Source organism: Thermobacillus sp. ZCTH02-B1, assembly GCF_002159085.1.
In the GTDB taxonomy this organism is placed as follows: domain Bacteria; phylum Bacillota; class Bacilli; order Paenibacillales; family Paenibacillaceae; genus Thermobacillus.
This window is the reverse complement of record NZ_LZRU01000043.1, coordinates 41,429-62,569: the sequence shown is the minus strand read 5'-3', so window position 1 is coordinate 62,569 and position 21,141 is coordinate 41,429. Positions and strand designations below refer to the sequence as shown.

Here is a 21,141-nt window from a genome sequence, read left to right as displayed (position 1 = left end):
GCGAAAAGCACGTACCGACGGAACGCCCACTTATCCTTTCTCCGCTCCGAGCATGACTCCTTTGGCAAAATATTTCTGCGCGAACGGATAGATCATGAGGACGGGAATCATCGACAGCACGATCGTCGCGTTCTTGAGCGCCTGCGGCGCCAGCGCGGCGGCGTCCACCAGGTTCGACCGGTTGCCCTCGTTGAAGATCAGCATGTCCCGGAGCACGACCTGGAGCGGATACTTCACCGAATCGTTCAGGTAGATCATCGGCAGAAAGTAGCTGTTCCAGTGCCCCATGAAGTAGAACAGGCCGATCGAGGCCAGCGCCGGCTTGGCGAGCGGGATGATGATGCTGAACAGGATCCGGAATTCGGACGCGCCGTCGATTCTCGCGGCTTCCCGGATCGACGACGACATGCTCTCGTAGAACGATTTCAGGATGATCAGCTCGAACGTCCAGATCGCGTTCGGTATGACCAGCGCCCAGAACGTGTCGATCATGCCCAGCTTCTGCACGAGCAGATAGTTGGGAATGATGCCCGGATTCAGGAACATGGTCAGGACGATCATCAGCATGAACCATTTCCGCCCGAAGAAATCCTTGTGCGAGAGCGGGTAGGCGGCGACCGCCGTCATCAGCAGATTGATCGTGGTGCCGAGCGTCGTGTAGAAGATCGTGTTCAGATACGCCCGGGGAATTTTGCTGTCTTCCAGCACTTCCCGGTAGGCTTCCAGATTCAGGCCCTTCGGCCAGAGGAAGACTTTGCCCTGCACGACATGGGCCGTGTCGCTCAGCGAAACGACAAAAATGTACCACACCGGATAGAGGGTCGCCATCGCGACGCATATCAGCAGAAATCCGTTGATGAGACTGAACAGGGTGAAACGGGGTTGACCTACCACAAGCCTCTGCCCCCTATCCGCTTGCTGACCAGGTTCGCCGCGAGGAGCATGACGAGCGCGACGAGCGCCTCGAACAGGCCGACCGCGGCGGCGTAGCTGAAGTTCGCTTCGAGAAGCCCCTTGCGGTAGACGAAGGTGGAGAACACGTCCGCCACCTCGTAGGTCATCGGGCTGTACAGGAGCAGCACCTTCTCGTAGCCGATCCGGATCATGGAGCCGGTCTTCAGGATGAACATGACGACCACCGTGCCCAGGATGCCGGGAATCGTGATGTGCCGCATCATGTGGTAGCGGTTCGCGCCGTCGACCCGGGCCGCTTCGTAGAGCGTCGGATCGATGCCGGCGATCGCGGCCAGGTAGATGATCGACTCGTACCCCATGTTCGTCCAGATTTCCGAGATGATGTAAACCGGCCGGAACCAGGCCTTCTCGCCGAGGAAGTAGATCGGTTCGAAGCCGAACGCCTGGATGATCTTGTTGACGATGCCGTGCGTCGGCGACAGAAAGTCGATGACCATGCTGCAGATGATGACGACGGACAGAAACGCCGGCAGATAACTCAGCGTCTGGACGGACTTCTTGAACCACTTCAGTCTGACCTCGTTCAGCATGAGCGCCAGCAAGATCGGGAACGGGAAGCTGAAGATGAGGTTCAGGAAACCGAGCAGCAGGGTGTTGCGGAACAAAAGCGCAAAATCGTTGCCGCTGAAAAACTTCTCGAAGTGTTTCAGTCCCACCCACGGGCTGTCCCAAATGCCCTGGAACACGCTGTAGTCCTTGAACGCGATGAGGAGACCGTACAGCGGTCCGTATCGGAAGATCAGATAGAACGCGAGGCAGGGAATAAACAACATCAGCAGCTGCCGATCCCGCTTCATGTGCTTCAGGGCGGCGGCGAGCCTGGAGGGCTTGCCCGCGGCATTCCCGGCCCGGCTGGCAGCGGACTCCATCCTGTCTCCTCCTTTACATGTGAAAAATGGAACGCACCCGCAACGAGCGGGACACCCGGGACCCGTTGGTCCCGGGTGTCCCCGTCGCGCAGGCGCCCGGATCCGCGTTACTGCGCGACCATGGCGTTGTAGCGTTGCTGTGCCCTGTTGAAGATTTCGATGAATTCGTCAGCGCCGAGCTTTTTCGCATTCTGCACCCAGGCTTCCCATTCCTTGTCGCCGGCTTTCTTGTCGAGGATGTAGTTGGCGTTGAACTCGGCGGCCGCCTTCTCGAGCGCGACCTGAAGCTCGGCGATCCGCGAGTTCTCCTCGTCGGTGAAGTTCAGCACGGGATCGAGCGGTTCGAACTTGTTCTGTGAAATCATCATGTCCTGGGCTTCCTGCTCGCGTTCCGTGAAGTTGTAGTAGACGCTTCGGTGGTCCGGACGCAGGTACATGCCCTCAAGCCAGAGGCCGTAATGCTTCTCGAGCACCTTGATGTCGACGGCCTGGCCTTCCAGTTCCGGATAAACCGGCTTGCCGTTCTCGTCGAAATAGAACGTTTCGCCTTCGACGCCCAGCGTCACGAGCGCGCCGCCGGACGGGCTGGTCAGGTAGTCGAGCAGTTTCAGCGCGACTTCCTTGTTGTCGTTGTTTGCGACCGCGATGCTGAAGTCTTCGATGAGCGGCAGCGTGCGGATGCGGCCCGTCGGACCGATCGGATTCGCGTAGCGCAGGTCGTAATCCGGATTCTGGTCCTTGACCTGGTTGTAGAACAGCTCCATGCGGCCGATCCAGTCCCAGGTGACGAACGCCTGGTCCGTCGTCATCTTCGCGGTCCAGGAATCCTGCGTATCCGTCAGGAACTCCGGATCGAGCAAGCCTTCGTTGTACATCCGCTTCATCAGATCGAGCATATCCTTGTGCTGCTCGCTCACCGGCGCGAATTTCCACAAGCCGTCGCTTTCGTCGTAGTAGGCCGGATAGCTCGCGCTGCCGATGCCCCAGCCGTAAGCCCAATCCTTGAAGATCGATTCCTTCGTCTTCGAAGCGTAAGGATAGGAGTTCGGGTACAGTTCCTTGAGCTTCTTCAGCGCTTCATAGAACTCTTCCGTGTTCGTCCACGGTTTGATGCCGTGCTTGTCGAAGATGTCCTTGCGGTACATGAAGCCGTGGTTCACGGCGCGCTGCAAGTCGTAAATCGGCCAGGTATAGATGTTCCCGTTCTCGTCGCCGTAGGACGCGATGACCCACGGATTTTCTTCGATGTACAGTTTGCGGAAGTTGGGCAGTATGTCGGCGTATTGGTTGATCGCGACGACCGCGTTCTGCTGGCCGAGCTTGCGCAGTTCGGCCCGCGTCAGACCGTGGAAGATGTCGGGCAGCTTGCCCGATGCGACCGTGACGCGCAGCTTCTCCGCATAGGTCGCGGACGAATAGACCTGGAAATCCACCTTGATGCCGGTGCGTTTCTCGATCTCTTTCGCGATCAGCTTGTCATTCACCGGCTCGTCGCCGACCAGCATCCAGGTGATCGTCACCGGCTTGTCGACGATCGGAAGCTGGAGGCCGCCGGTGTCGCCGTACGGAGATTCGGTTTCGGCCGTCCCGGATTCGGAACCCGACGAGCCCGAATTCGAAGAGCCCGACTCGGACGATTCCGAGCTGGCGGTGGTGGTGGATGAATTATTGTTATTTTCGTTCTTGCTGCCGCCGCCGCAGGCCGCGATCAGCATCGCCAGCATGGTCAGCGCCAGCAGCACGGCAAACAGATGCTTCGTTCCGCGCATGTTTTCCCCTCTCTTTTTTCCGTCATTCAGTCCTTTTCGGTTTTGTGTTTTCGGTACGTGATTTCGGTACGTGATGGTGGTTGTGCGATGGAAAAAGACTTACCGGCAAATTACGAACCTTCAGCCATGTACCGAGTCTCCGCCCCTCGCACCCCCTTGGTGTTTTGTTTTCGCAAGCCGCCGGCACGGGCCGCCGGCTTGTTCCGGTGCGGTCGATTTTGCGACCCGCCGTCGCCATCCATTCTATCCGGGACGAATACGCCGTGAAATAAAGCGTTTTCATCCACCCGGCAAAACCGGAAGGTCCGGCGGCGCGAAAAACCGAAAAACCCTTGTGTATCAAGGGATCCCGGGGTGTGGAAAAATCAAAAGCGGTGGAAATATAAAAACCGTCCCTTTTATGTTACCTCTTTCACGAATAAAAAGACAAGTCTATATATTGTCTTTAATAAAAACAAAAAAAGAGGCCGGACCGGTCCGGCTGCCGGTCCGCGATGGGCATCGACCGGCCGTCCGGATTCAGTCTTGCCGGACCGCCGTCTGGTCGCCGCCCCTGCCCGCGAGGAACGTGAAACGGTAGATCTGACGCGGGCGGCCCTTCGACAGCTTCTCCATGTCGACGACCTTGACCAGCCCGTTGTCCGTCCAGGCCTGCAGCAGCCGGTGGGCGCTGCGGACCGTAACGCCGAGCACTTCCGCCAGCTCGTGGGCCTTGTAGTCGCATTTGCCCGACTTCGACGCGTGGGTGAGCAGCCTGCTCAGGTACGCGCTCGTCATGCCGGCCTTCTCGGCCTTGCGGATCAGTTCGGCGTCCGTCGGCGGCAGCACGGCCTGCACGGGATCGGACATCTCGAGCGGGCCGATCAGCGTCTGGTCCTCGCGGATGATGAAGCATGCGTTGCCGCCGGCCTCCCGGGCTTTCCGGAGCGCCGCGCGCGCGTGCATGCCGGCCTCGTTCGCCGACGCGCCGAAGCCGACGCCGAGGCTGAGCGTAATGCCATGGGTCGCCCTCGCGTCCTTCGCGAGATAGATCGTCTTGTAGCCGCCGGTCTCCCGTTCGAAAATGCCCCGCGTCGTGAAGAACAGGTACTCGCCTTCGCCGATTTGCGTAAGATACCCGTCCAGCGATTCGACGTAGTTCAGCACCATCCGGTGGATGTCCAGCTTCAGCTTCTGCACCTCGAGCTCGCTGCTCTTCTTCATCACGAGGCCGGCGAAATCATCGACGGCGAGCATCCCGACGACGATCTGCGCCTCCTTGTTGCGGCGCGATTCCGTCGAGAGCAGCGCCCGTTCGAGCGCCACGACCATGTCCTGCTCGGACGGCATGAGATACTCGGCGGCGATGCCGCGGGCGGCGAGTTCCGCGGCCACCGATGCGACGCCGGTTACGGCGAGCGTGCTCAGTCCCGCTTCCGCCTGCTGCGCGTGGAAGGCGACCAGCTTCTCCGGGGACGCCCAGGCGGGGCCCTGATAGATCGCCATGCGGACGTCCTCGAGGCCGAGGTCCCGCAGCGTCCGCATGACCATCCGTTTCGTCAGGGTGTCGACCGAGATGCCGCCGTTCAGGCGGCCCGATTTCAACGCGGAGAACAGCGCGCGGTACAGCGCGGCGCCCGTCAGCGGCGCCTGCACCACCGGCACGGACGCGTGCACCCGTTCCTTCACGAGCCGGTGCATCGCCGGGCCGAACACGAACAGCACCTCCGTCTCCCCCGCCAGCTCCACGGCGCGCTCCGGCGCTTCCTCCACCCGGCCGATCTCGCGGACGACCGGGCGAAACGTCGGAAATTCCCTGATGACCGTCATCAGCCGCTTCACGGTTTCCGGATGTCCGATGACACCGATCTTGATCTGCATGAACGCTCGTCCTTTCCGGCGATTTGAAACTTGATCGAAAAAATAATTTAAGACAAAATAAAGACTGTGTCATTTTATGATATAAGATATAATATGAAGCGGGCGAAATGTCAAACGATATCTCCCGAGGATGAACAGCATGAGAGACAAGGAGCGTGTACCGGATTGAACATTCAGGTGTTTGCATCGGAAGCCCGACTGGACGAGGCCTGCGCCGATCTCATCGAAGGCTTGCTCCGCGTCAAACCCCGCGCCGTGCTCGGCCTCGCGACGGGCGGCACGCCGCTCGGCGTCTATCGCCGCCTGATCGACGATTACCGGAAGGGGCTCGTCAGCTTCCGCCATGCGACCACTTTCAATCTCGACGAATACGTCGGCCTGCCGGAGGATCATCCGGAGAGCTATCACGCCTACATGCGGCGCAACCTGTTCGACCATATCGATCTGCCGCCCGAACGGGCCCATCTGCCGAACGGCAACGCCGCCGATCTCGAGGCGGAATGCCGCCGGTACGACGCGCTGATCGAGGAAGCGGGCGGCATCGATCTGCAGTTGCTCGGCATCGGGCACAACGGCCACATCGGCTTCAACGAGCCGGGACCGGCGCTCGTCACCGGCACGCACGTCGTCGAACTCGCGGAGGAGACGCGGAGGGCGAACGCGAGGTTTTTCCGCTCCGTGGACGAGGTGCCCCGGCGGGCGATCACGATGGGCGTTGGGACGATCCTCAAGGCCCGGACGATCGCGCTGATCGCCAAGGGAACGGACAAGGCGGACATCGTGCGGCGGGCACTGGAGGGTCCGATCACGACCGATTGTCCCGCTTCACTGCTGCAGACCCATCCGCAGCTCATCGTGCTGCTGGACCGGGATGCGGCGTCGAAGCTGTCGCCGGCCGCACTGGGCGCGGCGGCGCCGGGCGGAAGGACGGTGTGAGCGCATGGAGGGCGGTGTTTTGATCACAAACGCGCGCATCGTGCCCGAAGAAGGGGAACCTTTTTCCGGGTGGCTGTACATGAGGGACGGCCGGATCGCGGCGCTGGGAAGGGCGGATGAGGAGCCGCCGCCCGACGCGGTTTCCGCGCGCAGGGTGGACGGCGAAGGCGGTTGGGCGCTGCCGGGTTTCATCGATCTGCACGTCCACGGCGGAGCAGGCTGCGACTTCATGGACGCCGACGAGGCGAGCTTCGAGGCGATCACCCGCTTCCACGCCCGGCACGGCACGACCGGCATGCTGGCCACGACGCTGACCGCCTCGAAGGAGCGGCTGGACGCGGCGCTCGAGGCCGCGAGCCGGTACATGGCCTCGCCGATGCCCTATGCGCGGATCCTGGGCGTCCACCTCGAGGGACCGTTTGTGAATGTCAGGCGGAAAGGGGCGCAGAATCCCGACTTCATCGTCCCGCCGCGCCCGGACTGGCTGGAGGACTGGGCGGCGCGCTGGCCCGGGCTGATCCGGATCCAGACGCTCGCGCCCGAGACGGAAGGCGCCCTCGAGTACATCGTACGCCTGTCCGAGCTCGGGATCGTGCCCGCCTGTGGGCATACGGACGCTTCCTGGACGGAGATCCGGTTCGCCGCCGACCGCGGATTGCGCCACGCCGTCCACACGTTCAACGCGATGCGCCCTTTCCACCACCGGGAACCGGGAGCGGTCGGCGCCGTGCTGACCGACGACCGGATCATGGCCGAGGTCGTCGCCGACGGACACCACGTCCATCCCGCAGGCGTCGAACTGCTCCTGCGCGCGAAGGGCTCCGGCGGGGTCATCCTCGTGACCGACGCGATGGCCGCCGCGGGCATGCCCGACGGCGAGTACGAGCTCGGGGGATTGTCCGTCACGATGCGCGGCGGCCTCGCCCGTCTGCGTGATTTGGACATTCTCGCGGGGAGCACGCTCACGATGATCGAAGCGTTCCGCTTCGCGGTCCGGAAGGTCGGCGTGTCCGTTGCCGAGGCGAGCCGGATGGCGAGCCTCAACCCCGCCCGCCAGATCGGCGCCGATCGCGAGACGGGATCGCTCAGGCCCGGCAAGCGGGCGGACGTCCTGCTGCTGGACGAGGACCTCGTGCTTCGACGGATCTGGATCGGCGGGCGGGAACCGGAGCTGTGACACGATGGGGGGGCGTTTTTCGGTCCGTTGGCGGAACCATTCCGTCAAAGCCGGTTCGGCGGCACGTTCCGCCCCTCCGGCGGAACAGCGTTCCGTTAACGGCCGCCATCAGGCCGAGCACGCGATACCGAGGCACAACCGCGGCGGAAGACCTAAATTCGCGGCCGAAAGCCGGTCCTCGTGCATGCGGCAGCTCCGACGGGCAAAACCCGGGAAATCCGGCTTTGTCGACAAACGGAAGCGGGGGTCCGAACCCGGCCCCCGCTTGCCATTTTGCCCGATTCAATCGCGAATCCGGTCAGGCCCCGTCCCCGTAGCACAGCAACGCGCCGATCACGCCCGACGATTCCCGACGATACAGCTCGTACACCTCGGGCGCGCGCTCGAACGGCACTTCGTGGGTGATCAGGGGAGCGACGCGGATGCGCTTCTCCGCGAGCAGGCGGACGAATTCGGCAACGTTGCGCCCTTCGGTCCAGCGCACGTAACCGATCGGATAATCGCGGTTTTCGCGCTCGTATCCGGCGTCGTAGCGCCCCGGCCCGCCGGCGCGGGAGATGAGCAACTGCGCCTCCTTCGCGAACATGACGGCGCGGGAAAACGACAGGGTCAGGTCGCCGACGATAACGATTTTCCCGCGGTCCCGAATCCATTCGAGCGCCCGGTTGATCAGCGTCTCGCCCGAACCGGAGGCGCACAGCAGCACCGCGTCCGCCCCGGCCCCGCCGGTGATATCGGCGAGATCGCGCTCCAGAACCGCGGGATCGGTGTAGACGCATGGGACGCCGAGTTCCCGCAGCCTCGCCGCCCGGTCCTTCTTCAGGTCCACTCCCGCTGTCCGATAGGCGGCCGCGTTCGCGATCTGGGCGATCAGGTTGCCGAGGATGCCGAGCCCGACCACGACGACCGATTCTCCGAACTGCAGCCCGGCCGTGCGCAGCGCGTGGATCGCGATCGCTCCCAGACCGGAGCAGGCTGCTTCCCGCGGATCGACATGATCCGGCACCTTCGCCGTCAGATTGGACGGCACGGCGAGCCGCTCGGCGTGGCGCACGTAGGGCGCGCCGTAGCACGCCACGCGGCTGCCGGGCTCAAGCCCGACCACGCCCTCTCCCGTCCGTTCCACGATCCCGACCGCGCTGTAGCCGAGAACGACGGTCCTGTCCCCGCTGCCGAGGACCATCGACATTTCGGTGCCCGGGCTGATCGCGGAATATTCGGTGCGGATGAGCACATGTCCGGGCTCCAGTTCGGGCTCCTCCATTTCCGTAACGAAAATGCGTCCGTTTCTCGCGGAGACGGCTTTCATCGGTTTCCCTCCCTATTTTTCGGCTTGCTCCGTTCCGTCGCGCTCCGTCTTTCCGTCGGGCGCTTCGCCGATCCCTTCCTCCCCGTCGAGGCCGAGCTCGGCCCCTTGCGACAGCAGCAACCGCTGCAATCGGTGAATCGGCACCTCCGCGGCCGCGAGCCCTTCCCTGGCCGCGATCGCCGCGGCCGCGCCCGCCGCCTGGCCGACGGCCATGCAGCTCGGCGTCAGCCGCGCGGTCGCCTGAGCCTCGTGCGTCGCCGAGATGCAGCGGCCGGCGAGGAGCAGATTCTCCACGCCCAGCGGAACGAGCGACCGGTACGGAATGTCGTAGGCGCCGCCGCCCCGGATCATGCCGGTCGTGACGCCCGCTCCGGACGGATCATGGATGTCGATCGGATAGCCGCTTCGGGCGATGCAGTCCGCGAAGCGCCGCCCCGACAGCACGTCCTCCCCGCTCAGCATGTACAGGCCGCGGATCCGCCGCGTCTCGCGGACGCCGATCTGCGTCCCGACCTGCGCGAGCGCCGCATGGCGGAATCCCGGCACGGATTCGCGCAAAAACCGCTCCAGCATGAGCGCCTGCCGCCGGCCCTCGAGCTCGGCTTCCGTGAGATCCTCCATGCGCGTCGGATCGAGACCGGACACCCGCGATACGTTGATCAGCGCCTCGTCGCCGCGCGGGCCGATGAAGAACAGGAGGCCTTCCCTCGGGATCGGCAGCGCCGCCCGTTTCCAAATCGAGTAGAATCCCATGACGCCCGTCAGCGGCAGCCGGTCCAGCTCCGGAATGAGCGACCGCCCGTAAAATTCCTCCGGGTGCCGCTTCATGTACGCCTTGATCTCCCCGACGTCCACGCCGCGCATCCGGAACTTCATCGTCATCGGCTGCACGCGCCCTTCCCGGTCGCCCTGCTCCCAGGGCGCGCCGGCCCGGAACGCGATGTCGCCGTCTCCCGTGGCATCGACATACATCCGGGCCTCGAGTGTCACGGGGCCGGACTTGCCGCGGAGCGTCAACCGCCGGATCCGTCCGCCGCTTGTCTCGACGTCGTCGGCCCAGGCGTGGAGCAGCACGCGGACGCCCGCTTCCCTCAGCATCTCGTGCGCGAGCACCTTGTAGACTTCCGGGTCGAACGGCGTCACCGTATGGACGAACCCGATCGTGTCCCGCAAATGGCCGGGCGAGGCGCCGCGCGCGGCAAGCCGGTCGACGATCTCCTGCGCGATGCCGCGGATTACCTGCCGGCCCGACTCCGTGTGGAACGTCATCCACGGATACACGAGGGCGGCCGTCGACATGCCGCCCAAAAAACCGTAGCGCTCGACGAGGGCCGTCCTCGCGCCGGCGCGCGCCGCGGCGAGCGCGGCCGCGATTCCGGCGGGGCCGCCGCCGAGCACCGCCACGTCAAACATGCACTGAATGCCTCCCCGTTCAGATGGCATCATCATAAAAAAGGTGGACGGCGCCGTCAAATGCGCCGTTTCCGCCGAATGCGCCATGAACTAGAACCCCCCCAGCGCCCTGACCGCAATGTTGGCGAGCAGTGCGGCGCCGAGCGGGATGCAATCCTCGTTCAGCACATATTTCGGATGATGGAGGCCGTAAGCCTCCTCCGCACGCTCCGCGGGCCCCGAACCGAGCCAGAAGAAGCAGCCCGGCACGCGCTCGAGGTAGACCGCAAAATCCTCGCCGGCCATCGTCGGTACGGCGGCGACGCGGTTCGCGGCGCCGATCGTCCCGTCTACCGCCTCCTCGACGAGGCGGGCGTTCGCCGCGTGGTTGACGAGCACCGGCGTCTGGTCGATCACGCGGACCTCCGCCCGGCAGCGATGCGCGAGCGCGATCTTCCGGACCAGCCGCTCCACGCGCTCCGGTATCGCCGCCTTCACGCGCGGATCGAACGTGCGGATCGTGCCAGTCATCTCCGCCCGGTGCGGGATGACGTTGTTCGCCTCGCCCGCCTTCAGGCTGCCGATCGTGACGACCGCGGGCTCGAAGGGTGACAGCTCGCGGCTCGCGATCGTCTGCAGCGCCAGCACGATCTGGGAAGCGCAAACGATCGGATCGATGCATTGATCCGGGATGGCGCCATGTCCGCCGCGGCCTTCGATGTCAATCTCCAGCCGGTCCACCGATCCCATTATCGGCCCCGCACAGGTCGCGACCTTGCCGGCGGGCAGCGTGGGCAGATTGTGCAGTCCGTAGATTTCCGCGACGCCATCGAGCGCGCCGGCGGCGATCATCACCTTCGCGCCGGCGTTGATCTCTTCGGCCGGCTGGAAGATGAAGCGCACGGTTCCACGCAGCCGGTCCGCTCGCGCGGCGAGCAGTTTCGCCGCGCCGAGCAGGATCGCCGTATGGGCGTCGTGGCCGCAGGCATGCATGACGCCGGGCCGCTCGGACGCGAATTCGAGACCGGTCTCTTCCTGGATCGGCAGCGCGTCCATATCGGCGCGGAGCGCGACCGTCTTGCCCGGCAGCGCGCCCTTCAGGTCCGCGACGACGCCGTGCCCCCCGACGCCCGTCCGGATCCCGAGGCCGAGCTTCGCGAGCTCGCGCGCGACGAGGGCGGCGGTTTCCTTTTCCTCCAGGCTCAGTTCGGGATGGCGGTGCAGATGCCGCCGGATCGCGATCAGCTCTTCGGCCAGCGGCATCGCGTCCCGCAATGCGTCGCTCATCATGTCAGGAATTCCTTCTTTCCAGGCGGATATCCTGCGCGATTTTCCTGCCGGTCGGCGTGCGGGCGAGGCCGCCCCTCGCGGTTTCCCGGTACGCCTCGGGCATCAGGCTGCCGATCTCCAGCATGGCGCCGATCACCTCGTCGGATGGGATGACGCTCCGCACGCCGGCCAGCGCCATGTCGGAGGCGGCCAACGCCGTCACCGCACCGAGGCCGTTGCGGACGATGCACGGCACCTCGACGAGCCCGGCCACCGGGTCGCAGACGAGGCCAAGCGAGTTCTTGAGCGCGAGCCCGACCGCGTGCACCGCCTGCTCCGGCGTGCCGCCGCGCAACTCGGTCAGGGCGCCGGCCGCCATCGCGATGGCCGAGCCAATCTCTGCCTGGCAGCCACCCTCCGCGCCCGAGATGAAGGCGTTGTTCGCGATCACGTACCCGATGGCGCCGGCGCAGAACAGGCCGTACACCATGTCGTCGTCGCTCCAACCGAACCGCTCCTGGGCGCTCACGAACACGCCCGGGATGACGCCACACGAGCCAGCCGTCGGCGTCGCGACGATCCGCCCCATCGAGGCGTTCACCTCGGACACGGCCAGGGCGTAGGCCATCGCCTTGCCCGCGTCAGCACCGAGGGCGGAAGCGCCGGCGTCCAGGTAGTCGCGGACCCGGCGGGCGTCGCCGCCCGTCAGTCCGCTGCGCGACACCGGCGCCTCCTCGATTCCCTTGCGCACGGCCTCCTTCATCACGCGGTAATAGCCGCGCATCCGCTCGAAAACCCGATCCTCCGGCTCGTCCGTCTCCCGCGCCTGCTCCCCGAGCATCAGCCGGCCGATCGGAACGCCCTCCCGTTCGCACAGCAGGACGAGATCCTGAAGGGTCGAAAATCTCATCCGGTTTCGCCCCCTTCGCATTTCATGCGTACCCTCGGTCGGATCACAGAAGCCGAAGCGCCCGCGCGCCACGCGTCAACCGCGGACCCCGGGCCGAAACGCGCCGCGCTTCAGGCGTCGGTTCCGCCCGCCGCCCTGCCGACAGGCGGAACGGCGCATACCCGGCTGACGCCGTCCAGCCCCGCGATCCGCCCGATCGCGCCGGCACCGGGCTCCTGGTCCAGCTCCATCACCGTCAGCGCGCTCCCGCGCCGCACCGTGCGGTCGACTTCCATGTAGCCGATGTTGACGCCGGAAGCGGCGAGGATTTCCGCAATTTCCGCGATCATGGAGGGCCGGTCCTCGTGGAACACCAATACGGTGGGATAGTCGGCCGAAAATTTCACCTCGAACCGGTCCACTTCCGTGATTGCGATGTTGCCGCCGCCGTACGAACATCCCGTTACGCCGATCTCCCGGCCGCCGCCGCGCAGGCGGATCGTCGCCGTGTTCGGGTGCACGTTCGGCCGGTGCGCCGTGCGGAAGCGCAGGCGGACGCCCGCTTCCTCCGCGTGGCGGAATGCGTCCCGGATCCGCTCGTCGTCGGGGCCGAATCCGAGGATGCCCGCCGCGATCGCGAGATCGGTACCGTGGCCGCGCCCCGTGGCGGCGAACGATCCGTACAACGCGATCTCCGCCTCCTCCGGCGTCCCGCCGAACAGGGCCCGGGCCGTCAGACCGAGCCTGACGGCTCCGGCGGTATGCGAGCTGGACGGCCCCACCATGCTCGGACCGATGATCGAGAAGACGTCCCTGTACCGCATTTCCGTTCCACCCGCTCCGGTCCGCGGATCAGCCGTCCAGCCACTCGCCGAGGTGCGCGGCGACGAAGTCGTCGTCGTTGAGATGCGGGTAGGCGCGGCAGACGCGGTCGATTTCCTCCGCCTGTCCGGGCGACAGCGTCTCGTGCGGGTTCAGGCACCAGATGCCGCGCATCAGCCCCTGCCGGCGGAGCACCTCATGGATGCCCGGGATGCACCCGGCGAAACCGTGGGCGGGATCGAAGAACGCGGCGTTCGCGTCCGTCACCTGGGCAGCCCGGGTGAGCAGTTCGCTCGGAATCTCGTCCCGTCCGCGCACCCGCTTGATCTCTTCCAGCAGCTCGACGGCCTTCTTCGTCCAGACCGCCCAGTGGCCGAGCAGGCCGCCGACGATGGATTTGCGGACCTTGACGCCGTTTGCGTCGAACTCAAACGTCGTCAGCAGGTCGACGACGATGTTGTCGTCGTTGCCGGTGTACAGTGCGATCTCGTCGCGCCGGTCGGACATGCAGACGGCGCGCACGACGTCGAGTGTCTGATAGCGGTTGAACGGCGCGATCTTGATGGCCACGACGTTCGGAATGTCGGCCAGCCGCCGCCAGAAGTCGTAGGAGAAGACCCGGCCCCCGACGGCGGGCTGCAGATAGAACCCGAACACGGGCAGCAACCGCGCCACCTCGCGCGTCCGCTCGAGCAGCGCCTCCTCGCTCCAGTCGGCGAGGCCGCCCATGCTGAGCAGGCCGGCGTCGTAGCCGAGCGAGACGGCGAGCTCCGCCTCCTTGAGCGCCTGCTTCGTCGGGCCGCAGATGCCCGCGATCTTCAGGAACGGGCGATCGAGTCCCGCCCGCTCGACTTCCTCCGCAGCGAGCCGCAGCACGGGCTCGAGCAGATTGTGCTCGGGATCCCGGATTTCGAACTGGGTCGAGTGCACCCCGACCGCGACGCCGCCGGCGCCTGCGGCGATGTAATAGCGCGTGAGCGCCCGTTGACGGCGCTCGTCGAGCCTGCGGTTCTCATCGAGCGCGAGGGGATGGGCGGGGATGACGAGACCGTCGTGCAGCGCCCGCATTTTCTCGGGCGACAGCGTTCGGGTTGCTTGCGTCATGTCAGAACTTCCCCTTCCTCTCCTGGAAATGCGTCGGCTTGTTCCAGGTCACGCCGCCGGCCTGCACCCATTCGGCGACCCAGTCGATCATCTCGAGCAGCGAGACCCTCGGATAGCCGAACCATTGGAAGCACTTCGCCGCGTTGCTGAGCAGCGCCGTCTCCGATTCGGCGCCTTCGAAGACCGGCTCCCTGCCGAACCGCTCGCCGAATTTCCGCGCAGCCCAGCGTACCGACAGCGTCTCCGGACCGGTCACGTTCAGGATCTCCGGCGGCGCCGCGCACCGGGTGAGGCAGCGCAGCGCGATCGCGTTCGCGTCCCCCTGCCAGATCACGTTCGCGTGGCCCATCGTGAGATCGATCGGCCGCCCCTCGTATACCGCCTGCGCGATGTCGAGCAGCACCCCGTAGCGCATGTCGATCGCGTAGTTCAGCCGGTAGATGAGCATCGGCGTGCCGTTCTTGTGTGAGTGGTACGTGAAAATCCGCTCGCGGCCCAGGCACGATTGCGCGTATTCGCCGACCGGTTCCGGAGGCGTCCCCTCGTCCGCGCCCCCGCCGTGGATCGACGTGAACGGGTAGACGTTACCCGACGAAAAGACGACGATGCGGGAATGCCTGTACCGCTCGGCCACCCGTCCGGGCAGGTAGGTGTTCATCGCCCACGCCAGGTGCTCCCGGCCCGTCGTGCCGAACTTGTAGCCGACCATGTAGATCACGTTGGCGGCGTCCGGCAGGCTCCGGAGCTCCTCTTCGTTCAGGATGTCGGCGGAAATGACCTCGACGCCGCTTTGCTCCAGATCCCCGCGAACCGCGGAATCGGAGAAGCGCGACACGGCGATGACCCGTTTGTTGAGCCCGCCTTCGCGGATCGCGCGCACCGCGAGCTTCGCGAGGCTCGGTCCCATCTTGCCGCCCGCTCCGAGAATCAGGATGTCGCCGTCGACGCCGGCGAGATCCCGGATCAGCTCCTCATACGGTTCCGTCAGCTTGTCTTCCAGCTCCCCGATGCTTCTCATGTCTCTCCTCCTCTGCACGCCGGGAACTCCCATCCCCATCATAGCGCCTTCAAACATATAAAGACAAGTCTTTTTATCGTCTTTAATTCGGCAAAAAAACAGGCCGCGCCGCGCTTCACCCTCCCATCCGCTTCTTGTATTCCATCGGGTTGAGACCGTAATATTCCCTGAACAGCCTGGAAAAATGAATCGTGTCCTCGTATCCGACGGACGACGTGATCTCGTAGACCTTCATCGGGGTGTTGAGCAGCAGTTCGCGCGCCCGCTCCATCCGGACGGATACGAGATAGTTCAGGAACGTCATGCCGGTCTCCTGCTTGAACTGGCTCGCCAGATACGTCCGGCTTACCATGAGCGCGTCGGCCACGTCCTGCAGCGTGATCCGCTCGGCGTAATGCTTGTCGACATATTCCTTGACCTGCGCGATGAGGCGTGAACCCTTGAGGCTTCGCCGCTTCGCCGCGCAGTCGATCAACCGGACCGCCCCCGCTTCCAGTACGCCGGCCGCGCTCGCCCGAAACCAGGTGCGGACCCGGTTCCGCTCGAGCCGCTCGAACGATTTCGCGATCTCTCCGGGAACGGCCGGATCCGGCTCGCATCTGCTTTCCTTGAACAGCGTTTCATGCACGACGTCCAACCATCCGCCCGCCAATTCGGGAAGGAGATGATACCTGCCGTCGAGCCAATCCTCCATCATCGCGAGCGTGTCGACGACGAGCAGCGGCACCTGGCCGGACTGCAGCGTCTCCATCGTCTGCACCCAGCGTTCGAGCATGTCCCGGTGCAGCGGCAACTTGCCGATCAGGAGCCGCGCGGCCTCATCCCTGCGGCTTCGGTCGATCTCCGCGAACGCCCTGGACATGACCTTCTCCAGTTCGTCGGAGTCGACCGGCTTGAGCACGTAATCGACGACGTCGAGCTCCAGGCTCCGCTTCACAAATTCAAACTCGCCGTAGCTCGACACCACGACGCAACGCATCCAGGGATGGCGCTCGCGGATCGCGCGGATCAGCTCCAGCCCGTTCATCACGGGCATCTTGACGTCCGTGATGCAGAGATCCGCGTAATGGGCTTCCAGCCAGTCCAGCGCCTCGCGGCCGTCGCTCGCGACGCCGGCCACGACAGCCCCCTCGCCGCACGCTCCGGCCTTCTTGGCCAGACTGAGCCGGATGATCGGTTCGTCATCCACGATCAGAATGCGTTTCATCGCCGTCCTCCGTGATTTCACGATCGTACTCGATGGGAAACATGACCGTAACCGCCGCTCCCCTTCCGCCCTCGCGGTTCGAGACGGACACGCCGGCCAGCGGATCCGACGCGTGGCAGACGCGGATCCGGAAATGGACGTTGAGCAACCCGACGCCGCCCGCGTGCTCGCCGAGCGGCCGCGAGCTCAGGCTCGCGATCCTCTCCCGCAGTCGCGTGAGCTTCTCCTGCGCAAATCCGGTCCCGTCGTCGAGAATGTCAATCCGCACATGGCCGGGTTCCGCGCGCCGGACGCGGATCTCCAGGCGAAGCGGCCGTCCGTTCACGTCGAGGTTGTGCCGGATGCTGTTCTCGACCAACGGCTGGATGATCGCCTTGAGGCATTTCGACCGGCGGCATTCGTCCTCGGCTTCGATCGCGAAGATCAGCTTGTCGCCGTAGCGGATCCGGCAGATGTCCAGATAGTGCCCGAGATGCCGGAGCTCGTCTTCGACGGTGACGAACATCTTCCGGTAATCGGAGGTGTACCGGAGCATCCGCGACAGCGCCACCGCGACCCGTTCGATGTCCCGGTGGCCCGCCAGGTTGGCCATCGCGTTGATCGTCTCCAGGCTGTTGTAGAGAAAATGGGAGTCGATCTGCGACTGGAGCGCCGACATCGTCGCCGCCCGCTGGCGCATCCGCGTCTCCGCGAGCTCCTGCACCGAATCATTCAGCCGGTCGAGCATAAGGTTGAACGCGTGGCCGAGATCCGCCAGTTCGTCGTTGCCGGCGGCCGGCACCCGCACGCCCAGATCGCCGATCTTGACGCGGCTGATTGCCACCCGGAGTAGCCCGATCCTGCGCGTGACGGAGGACACGACCGCGAACACGATCACGAGCGACAGCGCGAGGCCGACCAGGAGGGTCGCGATGGTGACCTTCCGGATGTAGAGCTCGTTTTTCGCAAACTCGTAATACGGGATGACGGCCAACGCCTTCCATCCCGTGGCCGGGACGGTCTGGAACATGACGATCTCCCCGCTGTCCTCCCGGTAAAAGGTCCCGCTCGTCTCCGCGAGACGGGGCACGATGTCGGCGTCCGCGAAGGTCTTTACCAGGCCGAGGTCCGGATGGACGATGATCTCCCCCTTTTCGTCGGTCACCATTGTCGTCCCCGGAAGACCGGGATTGGTGTCCGTCACGATGCGCAGGGCCGGGCCGAGGTCGACGTCGAGCTTGATGTACCCCGTGCGCCTGCCGAACGCCACGCGCTTCACCATCGTCAGCACCGGCTGGTTTTTCCGCCTGTAGTGCTCCGGGAAGGTGATTTCATAGTGGATGTCGTTGCTTTTTCCCAGCAGCTCGATGTAGTGCTCGGCACCGAACGTGTATTCCTCCCGAAGCTCGTCCTGGTTCGTGAAATGCATCTCGTTGCCGTTCGTGTTGTAGAACGTCAGGGACATCACTTCGGGATGGTGGTAGATGAACACCTGCAGATAGTTCCGGACGATCTCCTGAAACGCGATGTAAGACCCCAGATCGTCGCCCGGTTCGACCATGAACCAGCGCTCGGTGTCCCGGTTCGAGGCGATGGACAGCAAGCTCTGCTGGTAGCCCTTCAGATACTGGTTCAGGTTGAGGTTGACCTGCCTGAGCATCTGGCTGGCGAGCGCTTCGGCGTCGCGGATGACGGTCTCCGAGGTGATCCGGTAAGTCAGCAAGACGATCGTCACGATGACAGACAGCAGCACGGAAGCCAGCAGCGTCACGAGCTTCCATTTGATCGACCGGCGAATCGCATCGAGCACTTTCACGGCGGTCTCACTCCCGGGCGATGCGGACGGAACAACATGCCGAAACGCATGGTGGAAAAGAAAGGAAGGGAGAGCGGCTCTCCCTTCAGGACTTGTTCTCGTTATACCACTTCGTCAAGGCTTCGATCAACCGGTCGCCGCCCTGTTTCCGCCACGTTTCGATGAACTTGTCCCAGGTTTCGTCGACGGGCTTGTTGTTGACGACGATTTCCGCGGCCGTTTCCTGGAAAGAGTTCTCGAGCAGGATCTGCAGTTCCTGATCCAGCGGCGGCATGTCGGCCGTAAGCGAGCTGAAGCCTTCCGAGTTCGCGATGTTGAAGGCGTGGCGCAGCTTCTCGCCCTGTTCGCCCGGATATTTCGCCGCGAACGTCGTCTCGTTGAAGCCATGCATCCGGAATACTTCGCGCCATTCCGTCTGCTCCCGGGCTTCCGACTCGGGATCGTACTTGATCTGCCCGTTCTCGATCGTGTAGTTCATGCCCTCGATGCCCAGCTCGGTGAAGATCTGTCCTTCCTCGCTGAGCAACCAGTCGAAGAACTTGACGACCGCTTCCGGATGTTCCGAATCCGTCGTCACGTGATACGTGCGCGCGACCGTGTAGATTTCCGCGCCGACCGGGCCGTCCCAGCCTTCGCCGCGCGGCGTGGGCATTGCCATCAGGTTCACGTTCGGATCGCCCGCGTTGTCGTAGATGCGCTTGTGAAACGTCCACGCGGACTCCGGCTGGAACCCGAGAACGCCGACGCGGCCGGATTCGAATTTCTGCGCCCAGATCGAGGACGAGTTGGTCAGGAATTCGGAATCCATGAGCCCTTCCTGGTACATCGTCTGCAGCAGCTTGAGCGGCTCCTTGAAGCGCGGATGCGCGAAGCCCGGCACGACCTCGCCGTTGTATTCGTAGCCGCCCATCGGTGACAGGCCCCACATGCCCCAGATCGGGTCCATGACCCAGTTGAAGCCCTGGCGCGTGGAGAACGGCAGTTCGTCACTCTTGTCGCCGTTGCCGTTCATGTCGTTGTCGCGGAACGCGCGCAAAAGATCGAGGAACTCGCCGGACGTCTTCGGATATTCCGCGATGCCGAGCTTGTCCATCCAGTCCTTCCGCACGTACAGGACGCGGCTCGACTTGACGACGGCCGGCTGCGGGATGCCGAGAATCTTGCCGTCGACGGTGACAGCGTCCCAGGCCTCCTGCGGAATGTACTTCTTGAGATTCGGACCGTATTGTTCGATGAGATCGTTGAGCGGCAGCAGCTTTTCGCGCGCGAACGAGGCGACGCCGATGTTCAGGCCCGAACCGAGGAACGCGTCGAATTTCTCGTTTGCGGCGAACTTGAGCTGCACCTGATCGTGGTAGTTCGCGTTCGCGATGAACGTGATGTCCAGATTGACGCCCGATTTCTCCGCCATGTACTGGATCGTGCGGTCATTCGACGGATCTTCCGGCGCTACCTTCGCCAGGTCGCTGGTCAGAATCTTGATCGTCGGAATTTCTTCCGGTTCGTTCGAAGAGCCGGAATCCGACCCGGACGCCGAACCGCCGGCATTGTCGCCGGAAGCGGAAGAGGAACCGTTTGCGCCACTTGCGCCGTTGTCTTTGTTTCCGCCGGACGAGCAGGCGGCGGAGAACAGCAGCATCAGCGCAACCCCCAGAATGGCGAGTCTTCTCCACTTCATGATCCAAGTCTTCCCTCCGTGATGTTGCGTTTGCTTCGATGGGTTGGCGTTAACGGCTGCAACAAACGATTTACGGTCACGCATGCACCTCCCGCCAGGGTAATATGATTCGGACGGAATTCCCCCGGCCCCGGCTTCTCCGGAGGCCGGGGCGGAATCCGCGGATCTCCGGTCGGGAGCCGGGACGAATGCTATTCCTTCAGGGAACCGAGCATGGCTCCCTTGATGAAATGTTTCTGCAGGAACGGATAGACGACGACGATCGGCACCGTCGCGACGACGATCGTGGCGAGCTGCAGCCCCTGCGGCGAAGTGTCCAGGTTGACGGTCGTGACGCCCCGGTAGTTGTCAATCGCGTTCGCTTCGGCGAGAAGATGGTAGAGATACAACTGCAACGGGTACAGTTTCCGGTCCGTGATGTAAATGAGGGCGTTGAAGTAGCTGTTCCAGTGATTGACCGAGTAAAAGAGCAGCAGTGTGACGATGATCGGCATCGAGATCGGCACCGCGATTTGCCACAGGATGCGATATTCGCTCATGCCGTCCACCCGCGCCGCCTCGAACAGTTCCTCGGGCAGCGAACGGAAGAACGTGATGCACAGCATCAGGTTGAACATCCCGATCGCCGGCGGAATGACCAGCGCCCAGAATGTGTCGAGCAATCCGAGGTTCCGGATCAGGATGTACGTCGGAATGAGCGGGGCGTGGAAAATCATCGTGAACACGAACGCCAGGATGAAGAACTTTCGCCCCCTCAGGTAGCTTTTGGACAACGGATAGGCCGTCAGAAGCGTCATGACCATGTTGACGGCCGTGCCGACGACGACCAGCAGGACGGAATTCTTGAACGTGTTCCAGAACGTCCTGTTCTGGACGACCAGCTTGTAGTTGTCCAGGTTGAAGTCGACCGGCAGCAGGAACACCTGATTCCGGATCAGCGCCTGCGTCGAACTGAAGGAACCCGCGATCACGTGAATGACGGGGATGAGGACAAGCAGGCACACGATCGTCAGGACGAACACATTGAAGACGTCAAAGATTTTTTCACCCAATGACCGCTTGATCGCCATCT

General features: G+C 64.0%; 17 protein-coding genes. 2 read left to right on the top strand and 15 right to left on the bottom strand.

Annotation, left to right across the window (positions count from 1 at the left end; genetic code table 11):
• Nucleotides 1-30: 30 nt before the first annotated feature.
• From A9Z00_RS14935 to A9Z00_RS14920, 4 genes are all read right to left on the bottom strand, one after another.
• Nucleotides 31-894, bottom strand: a complete 864-nt coding sequence (locus A9Z00_RS14935; RefSeq protein WP_296979119.1) for a carbohydrate ABC transporter permease — start codon at nucleotides 892-894, stop codon at nucleotides 31-33.
• Complete coding sequence (locus A9Z00_RS14930; RefSeq protein WP_296979117.1) at nucleotides 888-1,844, bottom strand: ABC transporter permease; 957 nt, start codon at nucleotides 1,842-1,844, stop codon at nucleotides 888-890. The genes A9Z00_RS14935 and A9Z00_RS14930 overlap by 7 nt, the downstream gene beginning before the upstream one ends.
• 107 nt (nucleotides 1,845-1,951) lie before the next feature.
• Nucleotides 1,952-3,613, bottom strand: coding sequence for an extracellular solute-binding protein (locus A9Z00_RS14925; protein WP_296979116.1), 1,662 nt, complete (start codon nucleotides 3,611-3,613; stop codon nucleotides 1,952-1,954).
• A gap of 519 nt (nucleotides 3,614-4,132) precedes the next feature.
• Nucleotides 4,133-5,473, bottom strand: coding sequence for a GGDEF domain-containing protein (locus A9Z00_RS14920; protein WP_296979114.1), 1,341 nt, complete (start codon nucleotides 5,471-5,473; stop codon nucleotides 4,133-4,135).
• Nucleotides 5,474-5,638: 165 nt separating this feature from the next.
• Between A9Z00_RS14920 and nagB the strand changes: the two genes are divergently transcribed.
• Nucleotides 5,639-6,409: a glucosamine-6-phosphate deaminase gene (gene nagB, locus A9Z00_RS14915; protein ID WP_296979112.1), complete on the top strand. Its 771-nt coding sequence runs from the start codon at nucleotides 5,639-5,641 to the stop codon at nucleotides 6,407-6,409.
• Between the two features lie 4 nt (nucleotides 6,410-6,413).
• Nucleotides 6,414-7,586, top strand: a complete 1,173-nt coding sequence (nagA, locus tag A9Z00_RS14910; RefSeq protein WP_483316328.1) for an N-acetylglucosamine-6-phosphate deacetylase — start codon at nucleotides 6,414-6,416, stop codon at nucleotides 7,584-7,586.
• A 298-nt stretch (nucleotides 7,587-7,884) separates the two neighbouring features.
• Here nagA and A9Z00_RS14905 read toward each other — a convergent pair whose 3' ends face one another.
• The 11 genes from A9Z00_RS14905 to A9Z00_RS14855 all read right to left on the bottom strand — a co-directional run bounded on the left by A9Z00_RS14905 (nucleotide 7,885) and on the right by A9Z00_RS14855 (nucleotide 21,139).
• A complete protein-coding gene (locus A9Z00_RS14905) occupies nucleotides 7,885-8,895 on the bottom strand; it encodes a zinc-dependent alcohol dehydrogenase (protein WP_296979108.1) in 1,011 nt (336 codons plus the stop codon).
• 12 nt (nucleotides 8,896-8,907) lie between these two features.
• The gene (locus A9Z00_RS14900) at nucleotides 8,908-10,308 is read right to left on the bottom strand and encodes an FAD-dependent oxidoreductase (RefSeq protein ID WP_296979106.1); all 1,401 of its coding nucleotides are present in this window, start codon (nucleotides 10,306-10,308) and stop codon (nucleotides 8,908-8,910) included.
• 90 nt (nucleotides 10,309-10,398) lie between these two features.
• Complete coding sequence (locus tag A9Z00_RS14895; RefSeq protein WP_296979105.1) at nucleotides 10,399-11,574, bottom strand: M20 metallopeptidase family protein; 1,176 nt, start codon at nucleotides 11,572-11,574, stop codon at nucleotides 10,399-10,401.
• Between the two features lie 4 nt (nucleotides 11,575-11,578).
• A complete protein-coding gene (gene sdaAA, locus A9Z00_RS14890) occupies nucleotides 11,579-12,466 on the bottom strand; it encodes an L-serine ammonia-lyase, iron-sulfur-dependent, subunit alpha (RefSeq protein ID WP_296979103.1) in 888 nt (295 codons plus the stop codon).
• A gap of 110 nt (nucleotides 12,467-12,576) precedes the next feature.
• Nucleotides 12,577-13,269 carry an L-serine ammonia-lyase, iron-sulfur-dependent subunit beta gene (sdaAB, locus tag A9Z00_RS14885; RefSeq protein ID WP_296979102.1) on the bottom strand — a complete coding sequence of 231 codons (693 nt, stop codon included), beginning with the start codon at nucleotides 13,267-13,269 and terminating at the stop codon, nucleotides 12,577-12,579.
• Nucleotides 13,270-13,297: 28 nt separating this feature from the next.
• Complete coding sequence (locus tag A9Z00_RS14880; RefSeq protein ID WP_296979100.1) at nucleotides 13,298-14,371, bottom strand: dihydrodipicolinate synthase family protein; 1,074 nt, start codon at nucleotides 14,369-14,371, stop codon at nucleotides 13,298-13,300.
• A gap of 1 nt (nucleotide 14,372) precedes the next feature.
• Nucleotides 14,373-15,389 carry an NAD-dependent epimerase/dehydratase family protein gene (locus A9Z00_RS14875; RefSeq protein ID WP_296979098.1) on the bottom strand — a complete coding sequence of 339 codons (1,017 nt, stop codon included), beginning with the start codon at nucleotides 15,387-15,389 and terminating at the stop codon, nucleotides 14,373-14,375.
• A gap of 115 nt (nucleotides 15,390-15,504) precedes the next feature.
• Entirely contained in the window at nucleotides 15,505-16,596 is a 1,092-nt protein-coding gene (locus tag A9Z00_RS14870; RefSeq protein ID WP_296979096.1) for a response regulator, read from the bottom strand.
• Nucleotides 16,571-18,391 carry a cache domain-containing sensor histidine kinase gene (locus A9Z00_RS14865; RefSeq protein WP_296979094.1) on the bottom strand — a complete coding sequence of 607 codons (1,821 nt, stop codon included), beginning with the start codon at nucleotides 18,389-18,391 and terminating at the stop codon, nucleotides 16,571-16,573. Before A9Z00_RS14865 ends, A9Z00_RS14870 begins: the two co-directional genes overlap by 26 nt.
• 85 nt (nucleotides 18,392-18,476) lie before the next feature.
• Complete coding sequence (locus A9Z00_RS14860) at nucleotides 18,477-20,069, bottom strand: extracellular solute-binding protein (RefSeq protein WP_296979092.1); 1,593 nt, start codon at nucleotides 20,067-20,069, stop codon at nucleotides 18,477-18,479.
• A 191-nt stretch (nucleotides 20,070-20,260) separates the two neighbouring features.
• Complete coding sequence (locus A9Z00_RS14855; protein ID WP_296979090.1) at nucleotides 20,261-21,139, bottom strand: carbohydrate ABC transporter permease; 879 nt, start codon at nucleotides 21,137-21,139, stop codon at nucleotides 20,261-20,263.
• Nucleotides 21,140-21,141: the final 2 nt, after the last annotated feature.

Coding starts and splice junctions, on each gene's coding strand:
- A9Z00_RS14905 (WP_296979108.1), bottom strand. CDS start 8,895: ATGAAAGCCGTCTCCGCGAGAAACGGACGCATTTTCGTTACGGAAATG.
- sdaAB (WP_296979102.1), bottom strand. CDS start 13,269: ATGCGGTACAGGGACGTCTTCTCGATCATCGGTCCGAGCATGGTGGGG.
- A9Z00_RS14880 (WP_296979100.1), bottom strand. CDS start 14,371: ATGACGCAAGCAACCCGAACGCTGTCGCCCGAGAAAATGCGGGCGCTG.
- A9Z00_RS14900 (WP_296979106.1), bottom strand. CDS start 10,308: ATGTTTGACGTGGCGGTGCTCGGCGGCGGCCCCGCCGGAATCGCGGCC.
- A9Z00_RS14870 (WP_296979096.1), bottom strand. CDS start 16,596: ATGAAACGCATTCTGATCGTGGATGACGAACCGATCATCCGGCTCAGT.
- sdaAA (WP_296979103.1), bottom strand. CDS start 12,466: ATGAGATTTTCGACCCTTCAGGATCTCGTCCTGCTGTGCGAACGGGAG.
- A9Z00_RS14895 (WP_296979105.1), bottom strand. CDS start 11,574: ATGAGCGACGCATTGCGGGACGCGATGCCGCTGGCCGAAGAGCTGATC.
- A9Z00_RS14920 (WP_296979114.1), bottom strand. CDS start 5,473: ATGCAGATCAAGATCGGTGTCATCGGACATCCGGAAACCGTGAAGCGG.
- A9Z00_RS14875 (WP_296979098.1), bottom strand. CDS start 15,389: ATGAGAAGCATCGGGGAGCTGGAAGACAAGCTGACGGAACCGTATGAG.
- A9Z00_RS14930 (WP_296979117.1), bottom strand. CDS start 1,844: ATGGAGTCCGCTGCCAGCCGGGCCGGGAATGCCGCGGGCAAGCCCTCC.
- A9Z00_RS14925 (WP_296979116.1), bottom strand. CDS start 3,613: ATGCGCGGAACGAAGCATCTGTTTGCCGTGCTGCTGGCGCTGACCATG.
- nagA (WP_483316328.1), top strand. CDS start 6,414: ATGGAGGGCGGTGTTTTGATCACAAACGCGCGCATCGTGCCCGAAGAA.
- A9Z00_RS14860 (WP_296979092.1), bottom strand. CDS start 20,069: ATGAAGTGGAGAAGACTCGCCATTCTGGGGGTTGCGCTGATGCTGCTG.
- A9Z00_RS14855 (WP_296979090.1), bottom strand. CDS start 21,139: ATGGCGATCAAGCGGTCATTGGGTGAAAAAATCTTTGACGTCTTCAAT.